The following is a 17,270-nucleotide window of genomic DNA, read 5'->3' as shown; positions in this document are numbered from 1 at the left end:
ACTAGCACACCTGCCCAAAGGGGGCATTGGTGTTTGCGCGGGTGTGCTCAGCCCGGCAGGGGGCGCGGGTGCACGGGGTGGCCCCACAGCCGCGTCATGACCCGTTCGGCTTGCCCCACGTCACCGCTCGTCCAGAAATGCTCGGGGGCGGCGTGATGGCCGGTGGGCGCCTCAAGCCCCATCTGCGCGAGACGTCGCGCCAGCTCGCGTGCCACTGCGGCTGCCGGGTCGATCACCTGGACATTCGGCCCCGCCATGCGCTGGATGACGGGGGCCAGGAAGGGGTAGTGGGTGCAGCCCAGCACGAGGGTGTCGGCGCCCTGTTCCACGAGTGGGCGCACGTAGGTGGCCACGGCTGCCTCGGTGTCTGGACTGTCAAGTTCGCCGCGCTCCACTCGCTCCACCCAGCCCGGGCAGGCCTGCAACAGCATGCGCTTGCCGTTGCTGTAGGTGGACACCAGGCGCGCCAGGCCTGGGCTGGCCACCGTCTGCCGGGTGGCGAGCACCCCCACCACGCCGCTGCGCGTGGCCAGGGCGGCGGGCTTGACGGCCGGTTCGATGGCCACCGTGGGCAGGTCGGGAAAGCGTTCCCGCAGGCGCTGGATGACCAGGCCGGTGACCGTGTTGCAAGCCACGACGATGGCTTTGGCTTCGAGTGTGCGCAGGAACTCGATGATGTGGACGGCGCGCGACTCGATGTACTCTGTGCTTTTCTCGCCGTAGGGAGCGTGCCCGGAGTCGGCAACGTAATGCAGTGTTTCGCCCGGCATGGCGCGGCGGATTTCCCGCAGCACGGACATGCCGCCCACGCCGGAGTCGAACACCCCGACAGGGCCTGTGCGGCCGGGTGTCTGGCCCATGGCCAGGGGGGCGGGCTCTCGGCCGGAAGTGGCTGGATGCACGGCAGCGCCAGCGGCTCAGCCAGCGAGAGCGGCTTTGACGGCGGCAGACACCTGGGCCATGTCGGCCTTGCCTGCCAGCTGGGCCTTGGCGGCGGCCATCAGCTTGCCCATGTCGGCGGCGCCCGGTGCGCGGCCCAGTTCGGCGGTGACGCTGGCCACCAGGGCCTGCACGGCGGCGGTCACCTCTTCGGCGCTCAGGCGTGCGGGCAGGTAGGCTTGCAGCACAGCTGCCTCGGCCTTTTCCTTGTCGGCCAGGTCGGTGCGGCCCGCGCCTTCATAGGCGGTGATGGAGTCCTTGCGCTGCTTGATGAGCTTGTCCACGACGGCGATCACGCCCGCGTCGTCCAGCGTCACGCGCTCGTCCACCTCTTTTTGCTTGATGGCGGCCAGCAGCAGGCGGATGGTGCCCAGGCGCTCGGCGTCCTTGGCGCGCATGGCGGCTTTCATGTCTTCGGTGATCTGGTCTTTGAGTGCCATGATGTTGTGTGGATGAGGGCCGTTGAAAATGACAAAGCCCGCCTGAGCGTCCTCTAGCGGGCTTTGGGGGCGGTCAAGGACATGCAATGACCGCAGGCGTGTCCAAGCGGATCAGTACAGGCGCTTGGGCAGCTGCATGGAGCGAACGCGCTTGAAGTGACGCTTGACGGCGGCGGCCTTCTTGCGCTTGCGCTCGGCGGTGGGCTTCTCGTAGAACTCCCGGGCGCGCAGGTCGTTGAGCAGGCCCAGTTTTTCGATGGTGCGCTTGAAGCGGCGCAGAGCGACGTCGAACGGTTCGTTGTCTTTAACGCGGATGGTGGTCATTAGCTAATGTTTTCCGAAGTGTGCCGCGCCGGTGTCCAGGGAAGATCGGGCCCTGAACCCGCGCTGCGGCAAGTTTTCCCCGTCATCAGGTGATCACGGCCGACGGGGGTTTGCCAGCAAAGCCCAGGATTATAGCGTTTGTTTTTCGTTTTTGCCATTACAGTGTGGCAGGTTGGCCGCACCGGGCGGCAAGGCTACGGAGACAGGCATGTTCGAGTCGGCGGAAATCGGCCACAGGATAGACAAGAAGACCTTCAAGCAAGAAGGGCCCAGGCTGCGCGCGGAGCTGCTGGATGCGCAGTACCGCCTGCTGCGCGAGGCACGGACGGCGGTGGTCATCCTGGTCAATGGTGTGGACGGGGCCGGGCGGGGCGAGACGGTCAACGTGCTCAACGAGTGGATGGACCCGCGCCACATACGCACCGAGGCTTTTGGCCCGCAGACCGACGCCGAGCGCCAGCACCCTGAGATGTGGCGCTTCTGGCAGGTGCTGCCCCCCAAGGGGCACATCGGCATCCTGTTCGGCTCCTGGTACAGCGACCCCATCGTTTCGCACGCCCGGGGCAAGGACAGGCATGACCGCTTCGTCCACCGGCTGGAACGCATCCGCCGCTTCGAGCGCATGCTGGCCGCCGAGGGCGTGGTGCTGGTGAAGTTCTGGTTCCACCTGTCCAAGAAGGCGTCGAAGGAGCGGCTCAAGGCGCTGGCGTCGGACCCGAAGACCGCCTGGCGGGTGCAGCCCCAGGAAAAGGACAACCTGAAGCATTACGACGATTTCATCCGCGTGAGCGACGAGGCCCTGCGCAAGACCAGCACTGCCGAGGCGCCGTGGGTGGTGATCGAGGGCAGCGACCCGGCCTACCGCTACCTGACGGCTGGCCGCCACTTGCTGGAGGTGTTGCGGCAGCACTTTGACAGGCCCGAGGAGCGCCGCGCACCCGCCGTGACGCGCACGGCTGCCCCCTTGGACAAGCGCAGCCTGCTGGCCGCGCAGGACTATGGCCGCCGTCTGGGGCGCAAGCGTTACGAGGAGGCTCTGGAGGTGCTGCAGGGCCGCCTCAACGGGCTCAGCCGCGACCCGCGCATGCGCCAGCGCGCTCTGGTGCTGGTGTTTGAAGGCATGGATGCGGCGGGCAAGGGCAGCACCATCCGGCGCATCACGAACGCGCTGGACGCGCGCTTCTACCGTGTGGTGCCGGTGGCGGCGCCCAACGAAAACGAGCGCGCACAGCCTTACCTGTGGCGTTTCTGGCGCTACATCCCGGCGCACGGGCGTTCCGTCATCTTTGACCGTTCCTGGTACGGACGCGTGCTGGTGGAGCGTGTAGAGGGCTTCTGCAGCGAGGCGGACTGGATGCGTGCCTACGACGAGATCAACGGGTACGAGGAGGAGCTGGCCGAGTCGGGAGCGGTGATCGTGAAATTCTGGCTGGCCATCACGCCCGAGGAGCAGCTGCGGCGCTTTCGCGAGCGGCAGGAGACGCCACACAAGAACTACAAGATCACCGACGACGATTGGCGCAACCGCGAGAAGTGGCCGCTGTACGAGCGCGCGGTGGAGGACATGATCGACCGCACTTCCACGCAACTGGCGCCGTGGCACGTGGTGGCGTCGGATGACAAGCTGTTCGCGCGCATACAGGTGCTGCAGACGCTGTGCGAGCGCCTGGAGCGGGCGCTGGACGAGGTGGACTGAAGTCTCGTCAGCCCCGGGGTTCGGCGGCCAGCGCCTGGGCGCAGGCGTAGGCGCTGGCCCAGGCCCACTGGAAGTTGTAGCCGCCCAGCCAGCCCGTTACGTCCACCACTTCGCCGATGAAGTACAGGCCGGGTTGGCGCGACTCCATGGTTTGCGAGGAGAGCTGGCGCGTGTCCACCCCCCCGGCCATGACCTCGGCCTTGGCGTAGCCTTCGGTGCCGGTGGGGGTGATCTGCCAGCGATGCAGGCCTTGGGCCAGTTCGGCCAGGGCCTTGTCGCTGGCCTCGTTCACGGGGCGTTGCCACTGTGGGTGGCGTTGCGTCCAGGCATCGGCCAGCCGGGCGGGCAGGTGCTGTGCCAGTTCGTTGGCCAGCAGTTTGCGCGAACGTGCCTTGGCGTCTTGCAGCAGGGGCTCCAGGGCTTCGTCCGGGTGCAGGTCCACCCGCAGGGGCTGGCCGGGGCGCCAGTAGCTGGAGATCTGCAGCACGGCCGGGCCACTGAGGCCCCGGTGGGTGAAGAGCAGATCTTCCAGAAATTCGGCGCGCTGCTTCTTTTCGCCGGTTTCCATGCGCACGGGCAGCGCCAGGCCGGCCAGATCGGCGAAGGGGGCCCAGTCGGTGCCGTCGAAGGTCAGCGGTACAAGGGCTGGGCGGGTTTCCACCACGCCCAGGCCGAATTGCTTGGCCAGGCGCAGGCCGAAGTCGGTGGCGCCGATCTTGGGCACGGGCAGGCCGCCGGTGGCCACCACCACCGAGCGGCAGGTCACAGTGCCTTCGTCGGTGTCGAGTTCGTAACGCTGGCCACCGTCGGTGTTGGTTGATCTGACCTGCTTGACCGAACAGGGTTGCCAACGCTGTACCTGGCCGGCATCGCACTCGCGCAGCAGCACGTCGATCAAGTCTTGCGCTGAGCGGTCGCAGAACAGCTGGCCTTTGTGTTTTTCGTGGAAGGGCACGCCGTGGCGTTGCAGCAGCTCGATGAAATCGTTGGGCGTGTAGCGCGACAGGGCGGAGCGGCAGAAGTGGGGGTTGTCGCCCAGGAAGTGCTTTTGCGGCTGGCGCGGGTCCAGGTCGCGGTTGGTGAAGTTGCATCGGCCGCCACCGGAGATGCGGATTTTTTCGGCAACCTTGGGGGCGTGGTCGATGAGGAGCACGCGCAGGCCCAACTGGCCGGCGACGCCTGCGCAGAAGAGGCCGGCAGCGCCGGCGCCGATGATGGTGACGTCGTAGGTGTGCATGGGGTCGCGAATTCTCGCACGGTGCTGGGGGGGGCCTCGCGCTGCGGCAGGCCTGGCCCTGCGGGGGCTCATACTGTGACGGTCGGCGCCCTTGGCGCCGACTCCGCTGCGTCCACCTGTCTGGGGCCGGTGCGGTGGAACTCACTGCGCGCTTGCAGCGCTCCGTTCGAACAGCCACCGCAAGTCAGTTACGAAGCGCGCTAACGCGCGCCCGGCCCCAGACAGGCGGCCACAGCCGCCACAGAAATCGCCCCCACAGGGCCAGGCCTGCCGCAGCTACCAAGAACGTTGGAACGCAACCGTTGGTGTGCCAGCAGTGCTTCGCCAAGGCGTGTGTGCCCAGGGGCTGGCGCGCCTTGCGAGGTGCCGAGAAGCGCAGAGGCCGTGGCCAGCGCGCGTGAGCGCGCTTCGTCATCTAGCTTGCGGCGGCTGTTTGAGCGCAGTGAGCAAAGCGAACGAAGCGAGTTCCGCCGCGTGGCCACGGCATCGAGCATCGCAGGGGAGCCGGTGCGTAGCACCGGCCGCCTCGTTGAAGCGCCAGCCCCTGGGCGCACATGCCTTGGCCGCCAACACCCCAGGAGCAACACACGCTTTGGCAACCCCGGGCAGAAGTTCAGTGGATAGAAGACAGAAACTGCTTGAGCTCCGCCGTTTGCGGGTTGGCAAACAGTTCGTCCGGTGCGCCCGTCTCGTGCACCCGGCCCTGGTGCATGAAGATGACCCGGTCGCTCACCTTGCGTGCAAAGTTCATCTCGTGCGTCACCATCAACAGCGTCATGCCCTCCTGCGCCAGGCTTTCCACCACCGCCAGCACCTCACCCACCAGCTCCGGGTCCAGCGCCGAGGTGATCTCGTCGCACAACAGAATGCCCGGCTCCATGGCCAGCGCCCGCGCAATCGCTACGCGCTGCTGCTGTCCACCCGAGAGCTGGTCGGGAAAAGCGTCGAACTTGTCACCCAAGCCCACGCGCTGCAACAGCTCGCGGGCGCGCGCTTCCAGCACGTTGGCAGCGGTCTTCTTCACCAACCCCGGGGCCAGCATGACGTTGCGGCCCACGCTCAGGTGCGGGAACAGGTTGAACTGCTGGAAGATCATGCCGACCTGCTGGCGCAGCGCACGCATGGCGGTGGCATCGTTGTAGACCAGCGGCAGCCCTTGCACGCGAAGATCGCCGTGCTGGAAAGTCTCCAGCCCGTTCACACAACGCAGCAGCGTGCTCTTGCCCGAACCGCTCTTGCCGATGATGGCAATGACTTCGCCGGGGCGGACTTCCAGGTCGATGCCCTTGAGAACTTCGTTGCTGCCGTAGGACTTGCGCAGGCCGCGGATGCTGACCGCCGCAGGGGATTCAGTGTTTGGCATGGAGCTTGTTCTCCAGAACGCGGGAATAGAAACTGATGGGGAAGCACAGGGCGAAGTAGAGCAGCGCCACCAGGCTGTAGACGAGGAAGGGTTGGAAGGTGGCGTTGGTGATCATGGTGCCCGCCTTGGTGAGCTCCACAAAGCCGATGACCGAGGCCAGCGCCGTGCCCTTCACGACCTGCACCAGGAAGCCCACCGTGGGCGCTACAGCAATGCGACCGGCCTGCGGCAGGATGACGTGGCGCATCTGCTCCACGAAGTTCATGGCCAGGCTTTGTGCAGCTTCCCATTGCCCGCGCGGGATGGCGCGCACGCAGCCGTGCCATATCTCTGTGAGGAAGGCGCTGCTGTACAGCGTGAGCGCAGCGCTGGCGGCAAACCAGGCCGACGTTTCAACGCCCAGCAGGGCCAGACCGAAGTAGGCCAGGAACAGCTGCATCAGCAGCGGTGTGCCCTGAAACAACTGAACGTAGCCCGCCACCAGGCGCTGCAGCACGGGTTGTCCGGATGACCGCAGCAAGAGCAGAAGCAGGCCCACCAGGCCGCCGCCCACAAAGGCGATCAGCGACAGCGCGATGGTCCAGCGTCCGGCCAGCAGCAGGTTGCGCAGGATGTCCCAGGTGGTGAAGTCAACCATGGCGGCTCCCCCCAAAAAGCAGCCGGTTGCCCAGCCGGTTGAGCACGTGCCGCACGGCAATGGCCAGCAGCAGGTACATGCCCGTGGCCACGATGAAAGCCTCGAACGCGCGGAAGTTGCGGCTCTGGATCAGGTTGGCGGTGTAGCTCAGTTCCTCGGTGGCAATCTGCCCGCACACGGCCGAGCCGAGCATGACGATGATGATCTGCGACACCAGCGCGGGCCACACACGCCGCAGCGCAGGCGGCAGCACCACACGTGTGAAGGTCTGCGCAGGTGTGAGCGCCAGGCTGATGGCCGCTTCGATCTGCCCACGCGGTGTGGCCTGCACACCCGCCCGCACGATTTCCGCGGCGTAGGCGCCCAGGTTCACCACCATGGCGATCACGCTGGACCACTCCGGCGAAATGCGCAGGCCCAGAGCAGGCAGGCCGAAGAAGATGAAGAAGAGCTGGACGATGAAGGGCGTGTTGCGGATCAGCTCCACATAGGCACCCACTACCCAGCGCAGCGGCGCCGCACCGGCGGTGCGGCCCCAGGCGCAGGCGATGCCCAGCAGCAGGCCCACCACGGCAGACACCGCCGTGAGCCCCAGCGTCCAGGCCGCACCCTTGAGCAGCATGGGCCACTCGATCAGCACGGCAGAGAAGTCAAGTTCGATGGCCATGGCCTGCGTCCTGGGGTGTCAACTTCACTCGGGCAGGTTGCCCGCCGGGCGCTTCAGCCACTTCTGGGCCAGCTTGTCCAGGTCGCCGCTGGTCTTGGCTTGGGCGATGATGGCGTTGACCTTCTGGCGCAGCTCGTCTTCGCCCTTGGCCACGCCGATGAAGTTGGGGCTGTCCTTCAGCAGCACTTTGTATTCGGTGCCCAGCTGCGGGTTGCGCTGCATCATGTTCTCGGCCACCGACACGCCTGTGGCAATCAGCTGCGTCTGCCCGGACACGAAGGCCGACACGGTGGCGTTGTTGTCCTCGAAGCGCTTGATGTCGGTGCCGGCGGGGGCCAGCTTGGTCAGCTCCTGGTCTTCGATGGCGCCGCGCGTGACGGCCACGCTCTTGCCTGCCAGGTCGGGCAGGCCTTTGATGCTCATGGACTTGGGCGCGAAGATGCCCTGGAAGAAGGGCGAGTAGGCGGCGGTGAAGTCGATCACCTTCTCACGCTCGGGGTTCTTGCCCAAGGTGGAGATGACGAGGTCGGCCTTCTTGCTTTGCAGGTAAGGAATGCGGTTCGCGCTGGTCACGGGCACCAGCTCGATCTTCACGCCCATCTTGGTGGCGATGTACTTGGCCATGTCCACGTCCAGGCCCTGGGGCTGCAGGTCGATGCCCACGAAGCCGTAGGGCGGGAAATCCGTGGGAACGGCGATCTTGATGAGCTTGGTTTTTTCGATGTCGGCCAGGGCGTTCTGGGCGTTGGCCAGGCCGGTGCTGCCGAGCAGGGCCAGGCCGATGCTGGCGGCGAGCAGGTGGCGTTTGGTGACTTTCATAGGAGGGCTCCAAGGTAGGTTGAGGTGGGGAGGGGATCGCTTGCGGCGGCGGCGCTCTGGCCGCGCGCACGTCTGGAACGGGGGGCAGCGGTGGCCGGGTTGCCAGCCGGGGCATCGAGGGGGGACAACGCTTCACGCAGTTGCGCCAGCGGGTCGGCTACCACGGCGTCCAGCCGCAGAGCCTGTTGCACATGGCCGATGTGTGCCGCCATGAGGGCTTCTGCACGCGCCGTGTCGCCGCGCTCCAGGGCACGCACGATTTCCACGTGCTCGTTGCAGGACTGCACCGCGTCGTGTGTGGACTGGTAGAGCATGGCGATGAGGGTGGTGCGCGCCGTGAAGTCGCGCAGCGTGTCAGCCAGCAGCTGGTTGCCTAGGCATTCCGCCAGGCAGACGTGGAAGTCGCCCAGCAGGTAGCTGCGGCGGCCCACGTCGTCACCCTGCAGCGCGGCTTTTTCTTCCTGGATGTGGCGCTTGAGCCGCGTGAGCTTGGTTTTGTCCATGGGCGCGGCGCTGCGGATCAGGCCGGTCTCGATGACGCGGCGTGCCTCGAAGGCTTCGCGGGCTTCCACCTCGGACGGCTGCACCACGTACCAGCCGCGCCGCGCGCTCACCGTGACGATGCCGCGCGCTGTGAGCTGCATCATGGCCTCGCGCACCAGCGTGCGGCTGCAGTCGAACAGGATGGACAGGGCCTGTTCGCCCAAGCGGCTGCCCGGCGCCAGTTTCTGGGCCAGTATGGCTTCGACGATGCGGTCGGCGATGACGCTGGAGTTCATGGTGTGGGCTCGTTGTTGAGCCACACCTTGCGAGAAGCGTGCCAGCTGTGATCAGTCTTGTATGCAAGGCTTGCGCATCAAAGACGTGCGCAAAAAACAGTTGCCTTGAGGCTCCATGCACCGAAATGGCGTGCCGATGCGCTGCACGGTGCAAGCCGGTTGCCGGGCGGGGATCAGACGCGGACCACCTCCAGCGAGCCGGTCAGCACAGGCCGGCACAGAATCTTGTAGCCGTCGGCATCGAAGGCTGTCGCCACGCGGTCGAGATCGGCGGCCTGGTGGGGGTGTTCGACGCTGCCCAGGTAACACCAGTTGCGGATGACGTGGATCTGCGTGAACGCGCCTGCGCCATCCGCATCGCCTTCAGGTTTCCAGCGCTCGACCAGCCCCACGGCCCCGGGGTAGGGCCAGCAGGCCACACGTACCGCTTCCAGTGCGGTCAGTAACCGCTGGTGGTGCTGTTCCACGTTCTCGCGTCCACAACACACCCCGGCGCACCGCTTGAGCATGGCCCGGAAGCACCCCCGGCCAGCGCTGAGCTTCTCCAGCCCCAGGGCCCCATAGCACAGGCCGTGCTCATCGGCCATCGCCCGCAGGCCGTCAAGCGCTGCATGGCGGCTGGCGTAAAGGCCGTAGAGGTTGGGCTCTGTGGCGAAGTTGATGTCCTTGGAGTACACCACCTCAGGCGTGCCTGTTGCCCCAATGCGCAGCGAGCACAACTGGCGGTTGCGCCGCAGCTTCTGGTTGAACAGCGGGTGCTGTTCCTTGATCAGGCGGGCTTCGAGCAGCAGGGCGCCAATCTCGCCAGCCGTGCGTATGAACGATATGTGTGTGGACTGGCGCAGCATGCGTGCCTCGTCTGCATTGCGCAGGTGTGACAACACCCGGGCTCGCAGGTTGACGCTTTTGCCGATGTACAGCGGCAAGTCACGTTCCTGGCCATGAAAGGTGTACACGCCCGGTGCCTGGGGCATGGCCTCCAGGCTTGAACGCAGGTGCTCTGGGTAACTGTAGATGCGGGCTTCTTCAAACTCGGGCTTGCGGCGGGTTGGCAGCTGCATGGCATCGTCAAGGCAAATGTTCGGGCGGGCGTTGGCTGGTTACGAGGAAGGCCAGCACACCCACTGGCCAAGATCTCCTGGGGCCAGGCTGGCAGGATATCAGCGCTATCCAGGTGTCCGTTATCATCTTCGGCACAACGGTATGGCAAGGGATTTTCCGGGAGGTTCAGGCGATGTTCTGTCAACACTGCGGCTCACAGTTGCCCCCGGGCGGGCAGTTCTGCCCGTCCTGCGGCAAGGGCATCGCGGCGCCGGGTACCGACAGCGTGTACCGGGGCAATGCGGCAGACTGGCCCGTCAATGAGCCCACCCCGCAGGCCGAGGGCGCGCAGATCCGTCCCTGGGTGCGCTACTGGTCAAGGATGCTGGATGTCATGTTGTTCTCCTTGCCACTGGGCGCTGTGCTGGGCTTTCTGTGGCCAGACGTCGTGGCGAGCAGCGGCCCTGCCAGCGAGTGGGTGCTGGGCTTCATCATCTTTCTGGCGTGGGCATTCGTCGAGCCCTTGTGCCTGAGCGTATTCGGCACGACCCCCGGCAAGACGCTGTTCCGCATCACGCTGCGCCTGCGCAATGGCCAGCGGATTGACTATTCAACCGCGCTGGCGCGCAGCCTCAAGGTCTGGCTGAGGGGCATGGGCATGGGCCTGCCGTTGGTCAGTCTGGTCACCTTGATCATTGCCCACGGCAGACTCAAGCGCGGGGGCTCCACAAGCTGGGACGCCGACGGCGGGTTCGAAGTCGTGCACCGCCCCGTCGGGATCGGCCGGACGTTGGCTGCCATCGTCTTTTTTGCCTTGTTCTTCATGCTCATCAGCGCGGCCTCCTGAAGCTGCATGCACAGACATCCCCAGCCAACGGGGGCAAGCCTGTGGATAAACGAGGGGGATACCGCCTAAGTCCTTGTTCCATAAAGGTTTGACCTGCGCTGCTCAAACCGTAGGCAAGGTATTTCAGCGGGGGGCTGGGTGCCGAGCGCGCCCGCCAGCACCCACAGAGCGGCCAATGCAATCTGCCATGCGTGTGGACGGTCATCCGTCTCCGGTATATATTCGACCTAAATACATATTTGTCTAGGACAAATATGTTTAGTCAATGACCATGCCGGGAGGCTCGTGCCTCCGCGGGAGCTGTTCGCCATGCCGAAGAAGACAAGCTGGGGGGTGCTGTTCTGCACGCTGTTCTGGGTGTTTTGCGCCCAAGCGCAAGACAAGGTCACGCTCCAGCTGAAATGGCACCACCAGTTTCAGTTTGCGGGTTACTACGCGGCCAAGGCGCTGGGTTACTACGCGGATGAAGGCCTGGATGTGCGCATCAAGCCGGTTGACTTGAACGTCAACCCCGCCGAAGAGGTCTTGGGGGGAAGGGCTGACTTCGGTGTCGCGAGCACCGATCTCCTGCTGATGCGAGGCCGCAAGGAGCCGGTCGTCGTGCTGGCTTCCGTCTTTCAGCACTCCCCGTACGTCTTGCTCGCCATGCGGCGCGACGGGATCGAGTCGGTGCACGACCTGGTGGGCAAGAAGGTGATGATCGACCCGTTTGCCACGGAGGTGCTGGCCTACCTGCGCACCATGGGGGTTCCGCTGGACCAGGTTCAACTGGTACAGGCGAACGACTACACCTATGAAGACCTGGTGAACGGTCGTGCAGACGCCTACGCAGGCTACATCACCAACGATCCTTATTACCTTGAAAAGGTGGGCGCCAGCTTTTTGAGTTTCCTTCCTCGATCTGCCGGTATCGACTTCTACGGCGACAACCTCTACACCACCGAGAGTCAACTGAAAGAGCGCCCCGATCGCGTGGCCGCCTTTCGGCGCGCCAGCCTGAGGGGTTGGCAGTACGCGGTCAACAACCCTGGCGCCACGATAGACCTGATGGTGCGCAACGGCTGGGGGCAGGACAAGGACCGCGAGAAGTTGGCTTTCGAGGCCGAGAAAGTGGTGCAGATGGTTCGAGCGGACCTGGTCGAAATCGGGTACATGCACGAGGCGCGCTGGCGCCACGTGCTCAACATCTATGCCGATCTGGGCATGTTGCCGCGCGACCTTTCGCTGGATGGCTTTCTCTATGGCCAGCAAAAGCCGCTTCTGCCCCTGTGGGCGTTCTGGGTGGTTGGGGTGTCGCTGTTCGTGGCTTTGGCGTTGGGCGGTTTTGCTTGGTATGTGCACCGCGCCAAGCAGCGTCTGGAAGTGCAAGTTGCTCAAAGAAAGCGGGCGGAAGACGCCGAACTCAAGCTTGCTGGCGCGGTGTACCAGTCCTTGGGTGACGCGTTGCTGCTTACCGATGAGCAACAGCGGATCGTCAGTGCCAACCCCGCGTTCGTTCAAATGACGGGGTACCAGGCCTCGGAGTTGATCGGCAGGCACCCGGGCATGTTGCTGTCGGAGTCCGACAGCGTGGACCTGATGGAGAAAATTCAGCGTGGCTTGCTTGAAGCCGGTCAATGGAGCGGCGAGCTGGGGCTGGTGGGAAAGGACGGGGTGTCGTCACTGCGGCACTTGTTCATGAAGGTCATCAAGGACGAACAGGGCGCGCCGCTGCGGCACGTCTGTATTTTTTCTGCGCTGGAAAACGACAAGTCCAAAGACGACTCGCTCTGGAACTCCATTCACCTCGACCCGGTGACCGGGTTGCCGAACCGGAAACTGTTTTTGCAGAACCTCCAGGAGTTTGTTGAGCAGGGCCCGGCGGGCAGCCACGGTTCCTTCTACGTTCTCATGCTCGACATCGACCGCTTCCAGGAAGTGAACGAGGTGCTGGGGCACCACGTTGGCGACCAGGTGTTGGTGGGCACGGCGCAGCGTCTGCGTGGGTGCCTTGGCCCGCAAGCCTTCCTGGCGCGTCTGGGGGGTGATGAATTCGCCATCGTCATGCCCAGCCCGCACAACCCCTCGCTGCTGGAAGTGACGGTGCAGCAGATACTGACGGTGATGACGGAGCCGTTCCATTCAGCGACATTGCCGTTCTATTTGAGTGCCAGCATTGGTATTGCGAATTACCCCAAGGACACCAATTCCCCGCAGCGCCTCCTCGAGCTGAGTGAGCAGGCCATGTACGTGGCCAAGGAGGCAGGGCGTAACCGCCGCGTGTACTTTTCCGCGTCCATGCAGGAGGCCGCGCTGGAGCGCTTGCGCATGACCAACGATCTGCGCCGTGCCATCCAGGGGGGAGAGCTGTTTCTGGAGTACCAACCCATCGTCTGCCTGCGCACGGGAGCAATCCACAAAACCGAGGCATTGATGCGCTGGCATCATCCGGCCGAAGGCCTGATCAGCCCGGCGCGCTTCATTCCCCTGGCAGAAAAAAGCGGTTTGATCGTCTCCATGGGGCGCTGGGCGTTCCAGGAGGCCTGCCGTCAGCTCGCGGTCTGGCACCAGGAGCATCCTTTGCAGCTGAGCATCAACAAGTCCCCGATCGAGTTTCAGCACAACGGGCAGACCGTCATGGACGACCTGGCATTCATGCGCTCCATGGGGTTGCCGGGTGAAGCGGTGGCGGTGGAGATCACGGAAGGGTTGCTGCTCGACACGTCAGGCTTCGTCGGCGAAACCCTGCGGGCCATGCGTGAGTCGGGTATTCAGCTTTCGCTGGATGACTTTGGCACAGGTTATTCCTCCATGGCTTACTTGCAGAAGATGGACATAGGTTTCGTCAAGATCGACAAGATATTTGTCCAGAACCTGGAAAACGACCTGGCCAACAGAACGCTTTGCGGTGCCATCGTGATGATGGCGCACGGTCTTGGCATCAAGGTCATTGCCGAAGGCGTGGAAACCGCTGCCCAGGCTAGTGTTCTGGCAGAGCTGGGCTGTGACTTCGGCCAGGGGTTCTATTTTGCAAAACCGTTGCCGCCGGAGGCTTTTGATCGCTTGCTGGGCCGGGGCCTGGAAGTGACGTGGGCGGTGCCGGAGCCGGCTGAGCGGTTCCGGGACAAGGAGGCAGCTGTTCCGTTTGCAAACCACTTGAACCCAAGCTACAGCGTTTCGGTCTGACGCCAACAGCGCAGCAGTAAGGCCAGAAAGAGAAAAGCCCGGACCTTTCGGTACCGGGCTTTTGTCGTTTATGGTCGGCGTGGCGGGATTCGAACTCGCTACCCCTTGCACCCCATGCAATTTATATACTGTCTTGGGGCGTTTGATGCGGTCCAGTCAATCTTTAAATAATTCAATAAAAACAACAACTTAAGAAAATTTGTCTTCAGATGTTGTCTTGGCTTGTCCAAGGAATTCCAAGGAAATCTTCGTCTCCGGTTGGTACAATGGTTGGTACAACGGAGGCCGGTATGCCCATTACGGTGAAAGAACTGGAGGCCTTGAGGGCCGAAGACAAAGGACGCATCCTGACGGACGGTGGCTCACTCAAAGGGCAGGTGTATGTCGCGAAGGATGGCACCGTCTCTGTTCAGTTCCGTTTTGCCTACAAGTTTGCCAAAGCCAGCAAATCCATTCTGGTCGGGACCTGGCCGAAGATGGGACTGGCCGAGATCCGCAAGGCTCGAGATGGGTGGCGGGTGCAGATCCGCAGCGGTATCGACCCTGTAGCCGAACGCCGCAAAATCACTGATGAGGCTCAAGCAGCCGTTGAGGCTGAGCGCTTGCGTATTGCAGCCGAGCGTGAAGCTGAGTTGCTGAAAATCGAGGCCGACCGACAAGAGGCCATCCTCGTTCAAAAGCAGCGGCTACAACAACTGGCCGAGAAAGAGGCCAGACTCAGCGTCAAGGGGCTGTTTGGACAGTGGCAGCGACTGGAGCTGATCCAGCGTGCGGACAAGGGTGCAGAGGTGGAGCGTTCATTCAACCGGGACGTTTTTCCACTGATCGGAGAGATGGCTGCAGAGGACGTGACCAAGGCACACATCCAAGAGATCGTGGACACCATCAAAGGCCGCGCCACCGAGACCATGACCATGGTGCGGACTGCCAAGAAGACCTTGGCCGATCTGCGGCAGATGTTCGGGTTTGCACTCGACCGCGATTACATTCCAGCGGATCCCACGGCTCGCATCAAGAAGGCTCGCCTGGGGGCAGATGTAGAACGTGATCGGGTGCTCTCTGAAGACGAGGTGATGGAGTTGTTCCGCAGGCTTCCGTCGTCTGGCTTGACGGACACCGCCCAGCTGGCGTTGATGCTGCAGCTGGGGACGTTGGCTCGGATTGGGGAGGTCCTGAGTGCTCGCTGGGAGCACGTGGATCTCACTCGACGTCTTTGGACCTTGCCTGAAACCAAGAATGGCCGTCGGCATGACATCTACCTCAGCGATTTTGCCGTGAATTGCCTGAAGCGCCTGAAGGAGATGACTGGACTGACACCTTGGTTGTTTCCTGCTCGGAGGCAGAAGAAAGACCAGCCAGATTTTGCTGATCACGTTTGCGAGAAAACCGTGACCAAGCAGGTGGGTGATCGCCAACGCTCAAGTGGCAAACCGATGTCAGGTCGCTCCAAGGTCGTTGACGGGCTGGTTTTGCCAGGAGGGCGATGGACGCCGCACGACCTGCGGCGTACAGGAGCGACTTACATGGCCGAACTGGGCGTGCTGCCTGATGTGGTGGAGCGGTGTCTGAACCACATTGAGGAGAAGAAGGTCAAGCGAATTTACCAGCGGGCGCAGTATGAAGCACCGATGCGCAACGCCTGGGCCAGTCTGGGTGACCGTATCCAAACCCTTCGGTCAAAAGCATCCAGGTGACATTCCAGCCGCCCGGTAGGCGATTGGTCGTCCAGAGTTGCAGTGCCGTCGTTCATGGACAACTGGAGGACAGACCGAGCGGTCGTTGTTTGTGACACCCAATTGCCCATGTCTTCGATGACACAGAGGGTAGTTCTGAATACTCGAATTGAACTGATAGGGCCCACGCTATGCTTGCAAGGGCTGTTCGGAGTTGAAAATGCCCAGCCGGCGCCCGGCCTGCAAGGGCCAGCGAAATGCACAAAGGACAAGTAACAATGAGTGCTGACCAAGTCACTCTCGGCCAACTCGAAAGCCACCTCTGGGAATCCGCCAACATCCTGCGCGGACCGGTGGATGCTGCCGACTTCAAGACCTACATCTTCCCACTGCTGTTCTTTAAGCGCATCTGCGACGTATGGGACGAGGAGTACCAGGACATCGTCGACGAGACGGGTGATGAGCAGTTGGCATGGTTCCCGGAGTCACACCGTTTCCAAATTCCAGAAGAATGCCACTGGGTGGACGTCCGTGCCAAACCGACCAACGTCGGTGCTGCTCTGCAGCACGCCATGCGTGGCATCGAGAAGGCGAACCCAGACACGCTCTACGGCGTGTTCGGTGACGCGCAGTGGACGAACAAGGAGCGTCTGTCGGATGCGCTGCTCAAGGACCTTATCGAGCATTTTTCTGCGCTTCCGCTGGGTAACCAAAACGCCGCGTCCGACTTGGTCGGCGATGCCTACGAGTACCTGATCAAGAAGTTCGCCGACGCCACCAACAAGAAGGCCGGCGAGTTCTACACCCCACGCAGTGTGGTTCGGCTGATGATCGACATGCTCGATCCCAAGGAAGCAGAGACCATTTATGACCCCGCCTGCGGTACCGGCGGGATGCTGCTCGCTGCCGTACAGCACGTCAAAGAGATGCACGGTGACGTGAAGCGACTGTGGGGCAAGCTGTATGGCCAGGAGAAAAACCTGACGACTTCTTCCATCGCCCGCATGAACCTGTTCTTGCACGGCATTGAGGACTTTCAGGTGGTGCGAGGCGATACCCTGCGCAGTCCCGCTTTCTTTGATGGCGACCGACTGGCCACCTTCGATTGCGTCATCGCCAACCCGCCGTTCTCCTTGGAAAAATGGGGTGAAGACCAGTGGATGAATGATCCCTTCGGTCGCAACTTCGCCGGTTTGCCGCCCTCGTCAAGTGGCGACTTTGCCTGGGTGCAGCACATGGTCAAGTCCATGGCCGAGGGGTCTGGCCGGATGGCCGTGGTGCTCCCCCAGGGCGCTCTTTTTCGCAAAGGCGCTGAAGGTGACATCCGCCAGAAACTGCTGCAGATGGACCTGATCGAGGCCGTGATTGGCCTCGCGCCGAACCTGTTCTACGGAACAGGCTTGGCTGCCTGCATTCTCGTGCTGCGAAAGCGCAAGTCAGCGCCCATGGTGGGCGGAATGCTCAGCGCGCCTTTGCTGTCGCTTTTTGTAGTTCCCGTGGTCTTTCAGATGCTCAGGAGGCGGTCGGACCTGAAGTCCACGAATACAAAACAGACTGACAGGGCCGTGACAACAATGTAATCGTGGCGGCACCCTCGTGTCATGGGGGCGCCACTATCATTGCGCCTGTACGAAAGTACCTGA

General features: G+C 63.3%; 15 protein-coding genes. 5 read left to right on the top strand and 10 right to left on the bottom strand.

Annotated features, from left to right (window positions below; all coding sequences use genetic code 11):
- Positions 1–47: 47 nt before the first annotated feature.
- The 3 genes from murI to rpsU form a co-directional block, all read right to left on the bottom strand.
- Positions 48–902: a glutamate racemase gene (gene murI, locus ACYVHH_RS00925; RefSeq protein WP_460563112.1), complete on the bottom strand. Its 855-nt coding sequence runs from the start codon at positions 900–902 to the stop codon at positions 48–50.
- Positions 903–917: 15 nt separating this feature from the next.
- On the bottom strand, positions 918–1,379 hold the full coding sequence (locus ACYVHH_RS00920; protein ID WP_460563111.1) for a GatB/YqeY domain-containing protein: 462 nt from the start codon (positions 1,377–1,379) through the stop codon (positions 918–920).
- A 111-nt stretch (positions 1,380–1,490) separates the two neighbouring features.
- Positions 1,491–1,703, bottom strand: coding sequence for a 30S ribosomal protein S21 (gene rpsU, locus ACYVHH_RS00915; protein WP_460563110.1), 213 nt, complete (start codon positions 1,701–1,703; stop codon positions 1,491–1,493).
- A gap of 208 nt (positions 1,704–1,911) precedes the next feature.
- On the opposite strand from rpsU, the gene pap reads away from it, so the two are divergent.
- Positions 1,912–3,399, top strand: coding sequence for a polyphosphate:AMP phosphotransferase (pap, locus tag ACYVHH_RS00910; RefSeq protein WP_460563109.1), 1,488 nt, complete (start codon positions 1,912–1,914; stop codon positions 3,397–3,399).
- 7 nt (positions 3,400–3,406) lie between these two features.
- Here the strand turns inward: pap and ACYVHH_RS00905 are convergent, their stop codons facing one another.
- The 7 genes from ACYVHH_RS00905 to cho all read right to left on the bottom strand — a co-directional run bounded on the left by ACYVHH_RS00905 (position 3,407) and on the right by cho (position 9,962).
- Positions 3,407–4,636 (bottom strand): BaiN/RdsA family NAD(P)/FAD-dependent oxidoreductase, encoded by a 1,230-nt coding sequence (locus ACYVHH_RS00905; protein WP_460563108.1) that lies wholly within the window; start codon positions 4,634–4,636, stop codon positions 3,407–3,409.
- A gap of 613 nt (positions 4,637–5,249) precedes the next feature.
- Entirely contained in the window at positions 5,250–5,999 is a 750-nt protein-coding gene (locus ACYVHH_RS00900) for an amino acid ABC transporter ATP-binding protein (protein ID WP_460563107.1), read from the bottom strand.
- Positions 5,986–6,636: an amino acid ABC transporter permease gene (locus ACYVHH_RS00895; RefSeq protein ID WP_460563106.1), complete on the bottom strand. Its 651-nt coding sequence runs from the start codon at positions 6,634–6,636 to the stop codon at positions 5,986–5,988. The genes ACYVHH_RS00900 and ACYVHH_RS00895 overlap by 14 nt, the downstream gene beginning before the upstream one ends.
- Positions 6,629–7,303 (bottom strand): amino acid ABC transporter permease, encoded by a 675-nt coding sequence (locus ACYVHH_RS00890; RefSeq protein WP_460563105.1) that lies wholly within the window; start codon positions 7,301–7,303, stop codon positions 6,629–6,631. The genes ACYVHH_RS00895 and ACYVHH_RS00890 overlap by 8 nt, the downstream gene beginning before the upstream one ends.
- A gap of 24 nt (positions 7,304–7,327) precedes the next feature.
- Complete coding sequence (locus ACYVHH_RS00885; protein WP_460563104.1) at positions 7,328–8,122, bottom strand: transporter substrate-binding domain-containing protein; 795 nt, start codon at positions 8,120–8,122, stop codon at positions 7,328–7,330.
- Complete coding sequence (locus ACYVHH_RS00880; RefSeq protein WP_460563103.1) at positions 8,119–8,901, bottom strand: GntR family transcriptional regulator; 783 nt, start codon at positions 8,899–8,901, stop codon at positions 8,119–8,121. Before ACYVHH_RS00880 ends, ACYVHH_RS00885 begins: the two co-directional genes overlap by 4 nt.
- A 173-nt stretch (positions 8,902–9,074) precedes the next feature.
- Positions 9,075–9,962, bottom strand: coding sequence for an excinuclease Cho (cho, locus tag ACYVHH_RS00875; protein ID WP_460563102.1), 888 nt, complete (start codon positions 9,960–9,962; stop codon positions 9,075–9,077).
- 173 nt (positions 9,963–10,135) lie between these two features.
- On the opposite strand from cho, the gene ACYVHH_RS00870 reads away from it, so the two are divergent.
- The 4 genes from ACYVHH_RS00870 (at position 10,136) to ACYVHH_RS00855 (ending at position 17,207) form a co-directional block, all read left to right on the top strand.
- On the top strand, positions 10,136–10,789 hold the full coding sequence (locus tag ACYVHH_RS00870; RefSeq protein WP_460563101.1) for an RDD family protein: 654 nt from the start codon (positions 10,136–10,138) through the stop codon (positions 10,787–10,789).
- A gap of 309 nt (positions 10,790–11,098) precedes the next feature.
- On the top strand, positions 11,099–13,954 hold the full coding sequence (locus ACYVHH_RS00865) for an EAL domain-containing protein (RefSeq protein ID WP_460563100.1): 2,856 nt from the start codon (positions 11,099–11,101) through the stop codon (positions 13,952–13,954).
- Between the two features lie 290 nt (positions 13,955–14,244).
- A complete protein-coding gene (locus tag ACYVHH_RS00860) occupies positions 14,245–15,648 on the top strand; it encodes a tyrosine-type recombinase/integrase (protein ID WP_460563099.1) in 1,404 nt (467 codons plus the stop codon).
- A 257-nt stretch (positions 15,649–15,905) separates the two neighbouring features.
- The gene (locus ACYVHH_RS00855) at positions 15,906–17,207 is read left to right on the top strand and encodes a type I restriction-modification system subunit M (RefSeq protein WP_460563098.1); all 1,302 of its coding nucleotides are present in this window, start codon (positions 15,906–15,908) and stop codon (positions 17,205–17,207) included.
- The last annotated feature ends 63 nt before the right edge of the window (positions 17,208–17,270 follow it).

The sequence above is a fragment of the Hydrogenophaga aquatica genome, from assembly GCF_054780915.1.
This window is presented reverse-complemented; position numbering and strand designations above follow the sequence as displayed.

What these genes read in the sequence shown, in the direction of transcription:
- ACYVHH_RS00920 (WP_460563111.1), bottom strand. Translation starts at nt 1,379, where the DNA reads ATGGCACTCAAAGACCAGATCACCGAAGACATGAAAGCCGCCATGCGC.
- rpsU (WP_460563110.1), bottom strand. Translation starts at nt 1,703, where the DNA reads ATGACCACCATCCGCGTTAAAGACAACGAACCGTTCGACGTCGCTCTG.
- pap (WP_460563109.1), top strand. Translation starts at nt 1,912, where the DNA reads ATGTTCGAGTCGGCGGAAATCGGCCACAGGATAGACAAGAAGACCTTC.
- ACYVHH_RS00905 (WP_460563108.1), bottom strand. Translation starts at nt 4,636, where the DNA reads ATGCACACCTACGACGTCACCATCATCGGCGCCGGCGCTGCCGGCCTC.
- ACYVHH_RS00900 (WP_460563107.1), bottom strand. Translation starts at nt 5,999, where the DNA reads ATGCCAAACACTGAATCCCCTGCGGCGGTCAGCATCCGCGGCCTGCGC.
- ACYVHH_RS00895 (WP_460563106.1), bottom strand. Translation starts at nt 6,636, where the DNA reads ATGGTTGACTTCACCACCTGGGACATCCTGCGCAACCTGCTGCTGGCC.
- ACYVHH_RS00890 (WP_460563105.1), bottom strand. Translation starts at nt 7,303, where the DNA reads ATGGCCATCGAACTTGACTTCTCTGCCGTGCTGATCGAGTGGCCCATG.
- ACYVHH_RS00885 (WP_460563104.1), bottom strand. Translation starts at nt 8,122, where the DNA reads ATGAAAGTCACCAAACGCCACCTGCTCGCCGCCAGCATCGGCCTGGCC.
- ACYVHH_RS00880 (WP_460563103.1), bottom strand. Translation starts at nt 8,901, where the DNA reads ATGAACTCCAGCGTCATCGCCGACCGCATCGTCGAAGCCATACTGGCC.
- cho (WP_460563102.1), bottom strand. Translation starts at nt 9,962, where the DNA reads ATGCAGCTGCCAACCCGCCGCAAGCCCGAGTTTGAAGAAGCCCGCATC.
- ACYVHH_RS00870 (WP_460563101.1), top strand. Translation starts at nt 10,136, where the DNA reads ATGTTCTGTCAACACTGCGGCTCACAGTTGCCCCCGGGCGGGCAGTTC.
- ACYVHH_RS00865 (WP_460563100.1), top strand. Translation starts at nt 11,099, where the DNA reads ATGCCGAAGAAGACAAGCTGGGGGGTGCTGTTCTGCACGCTGTTCTGG.
- ACYVHH_RS00860 (WP_460563099.1), top strand. Translation starts at nt 14,245, where the DNA reads ATGCCCATTACGGTGAAAGAACTGGAGGCCTTGAGGGCCGAAGACAAA.
- ACYVHH_RS00855 (WP_460563098.1), top strand. Translation starts at nt 15,906, where the DNA reads ATGAGTGCTGACCAAGTCACTCTCGGCCAACTCGAAAGCCACCTCTGG.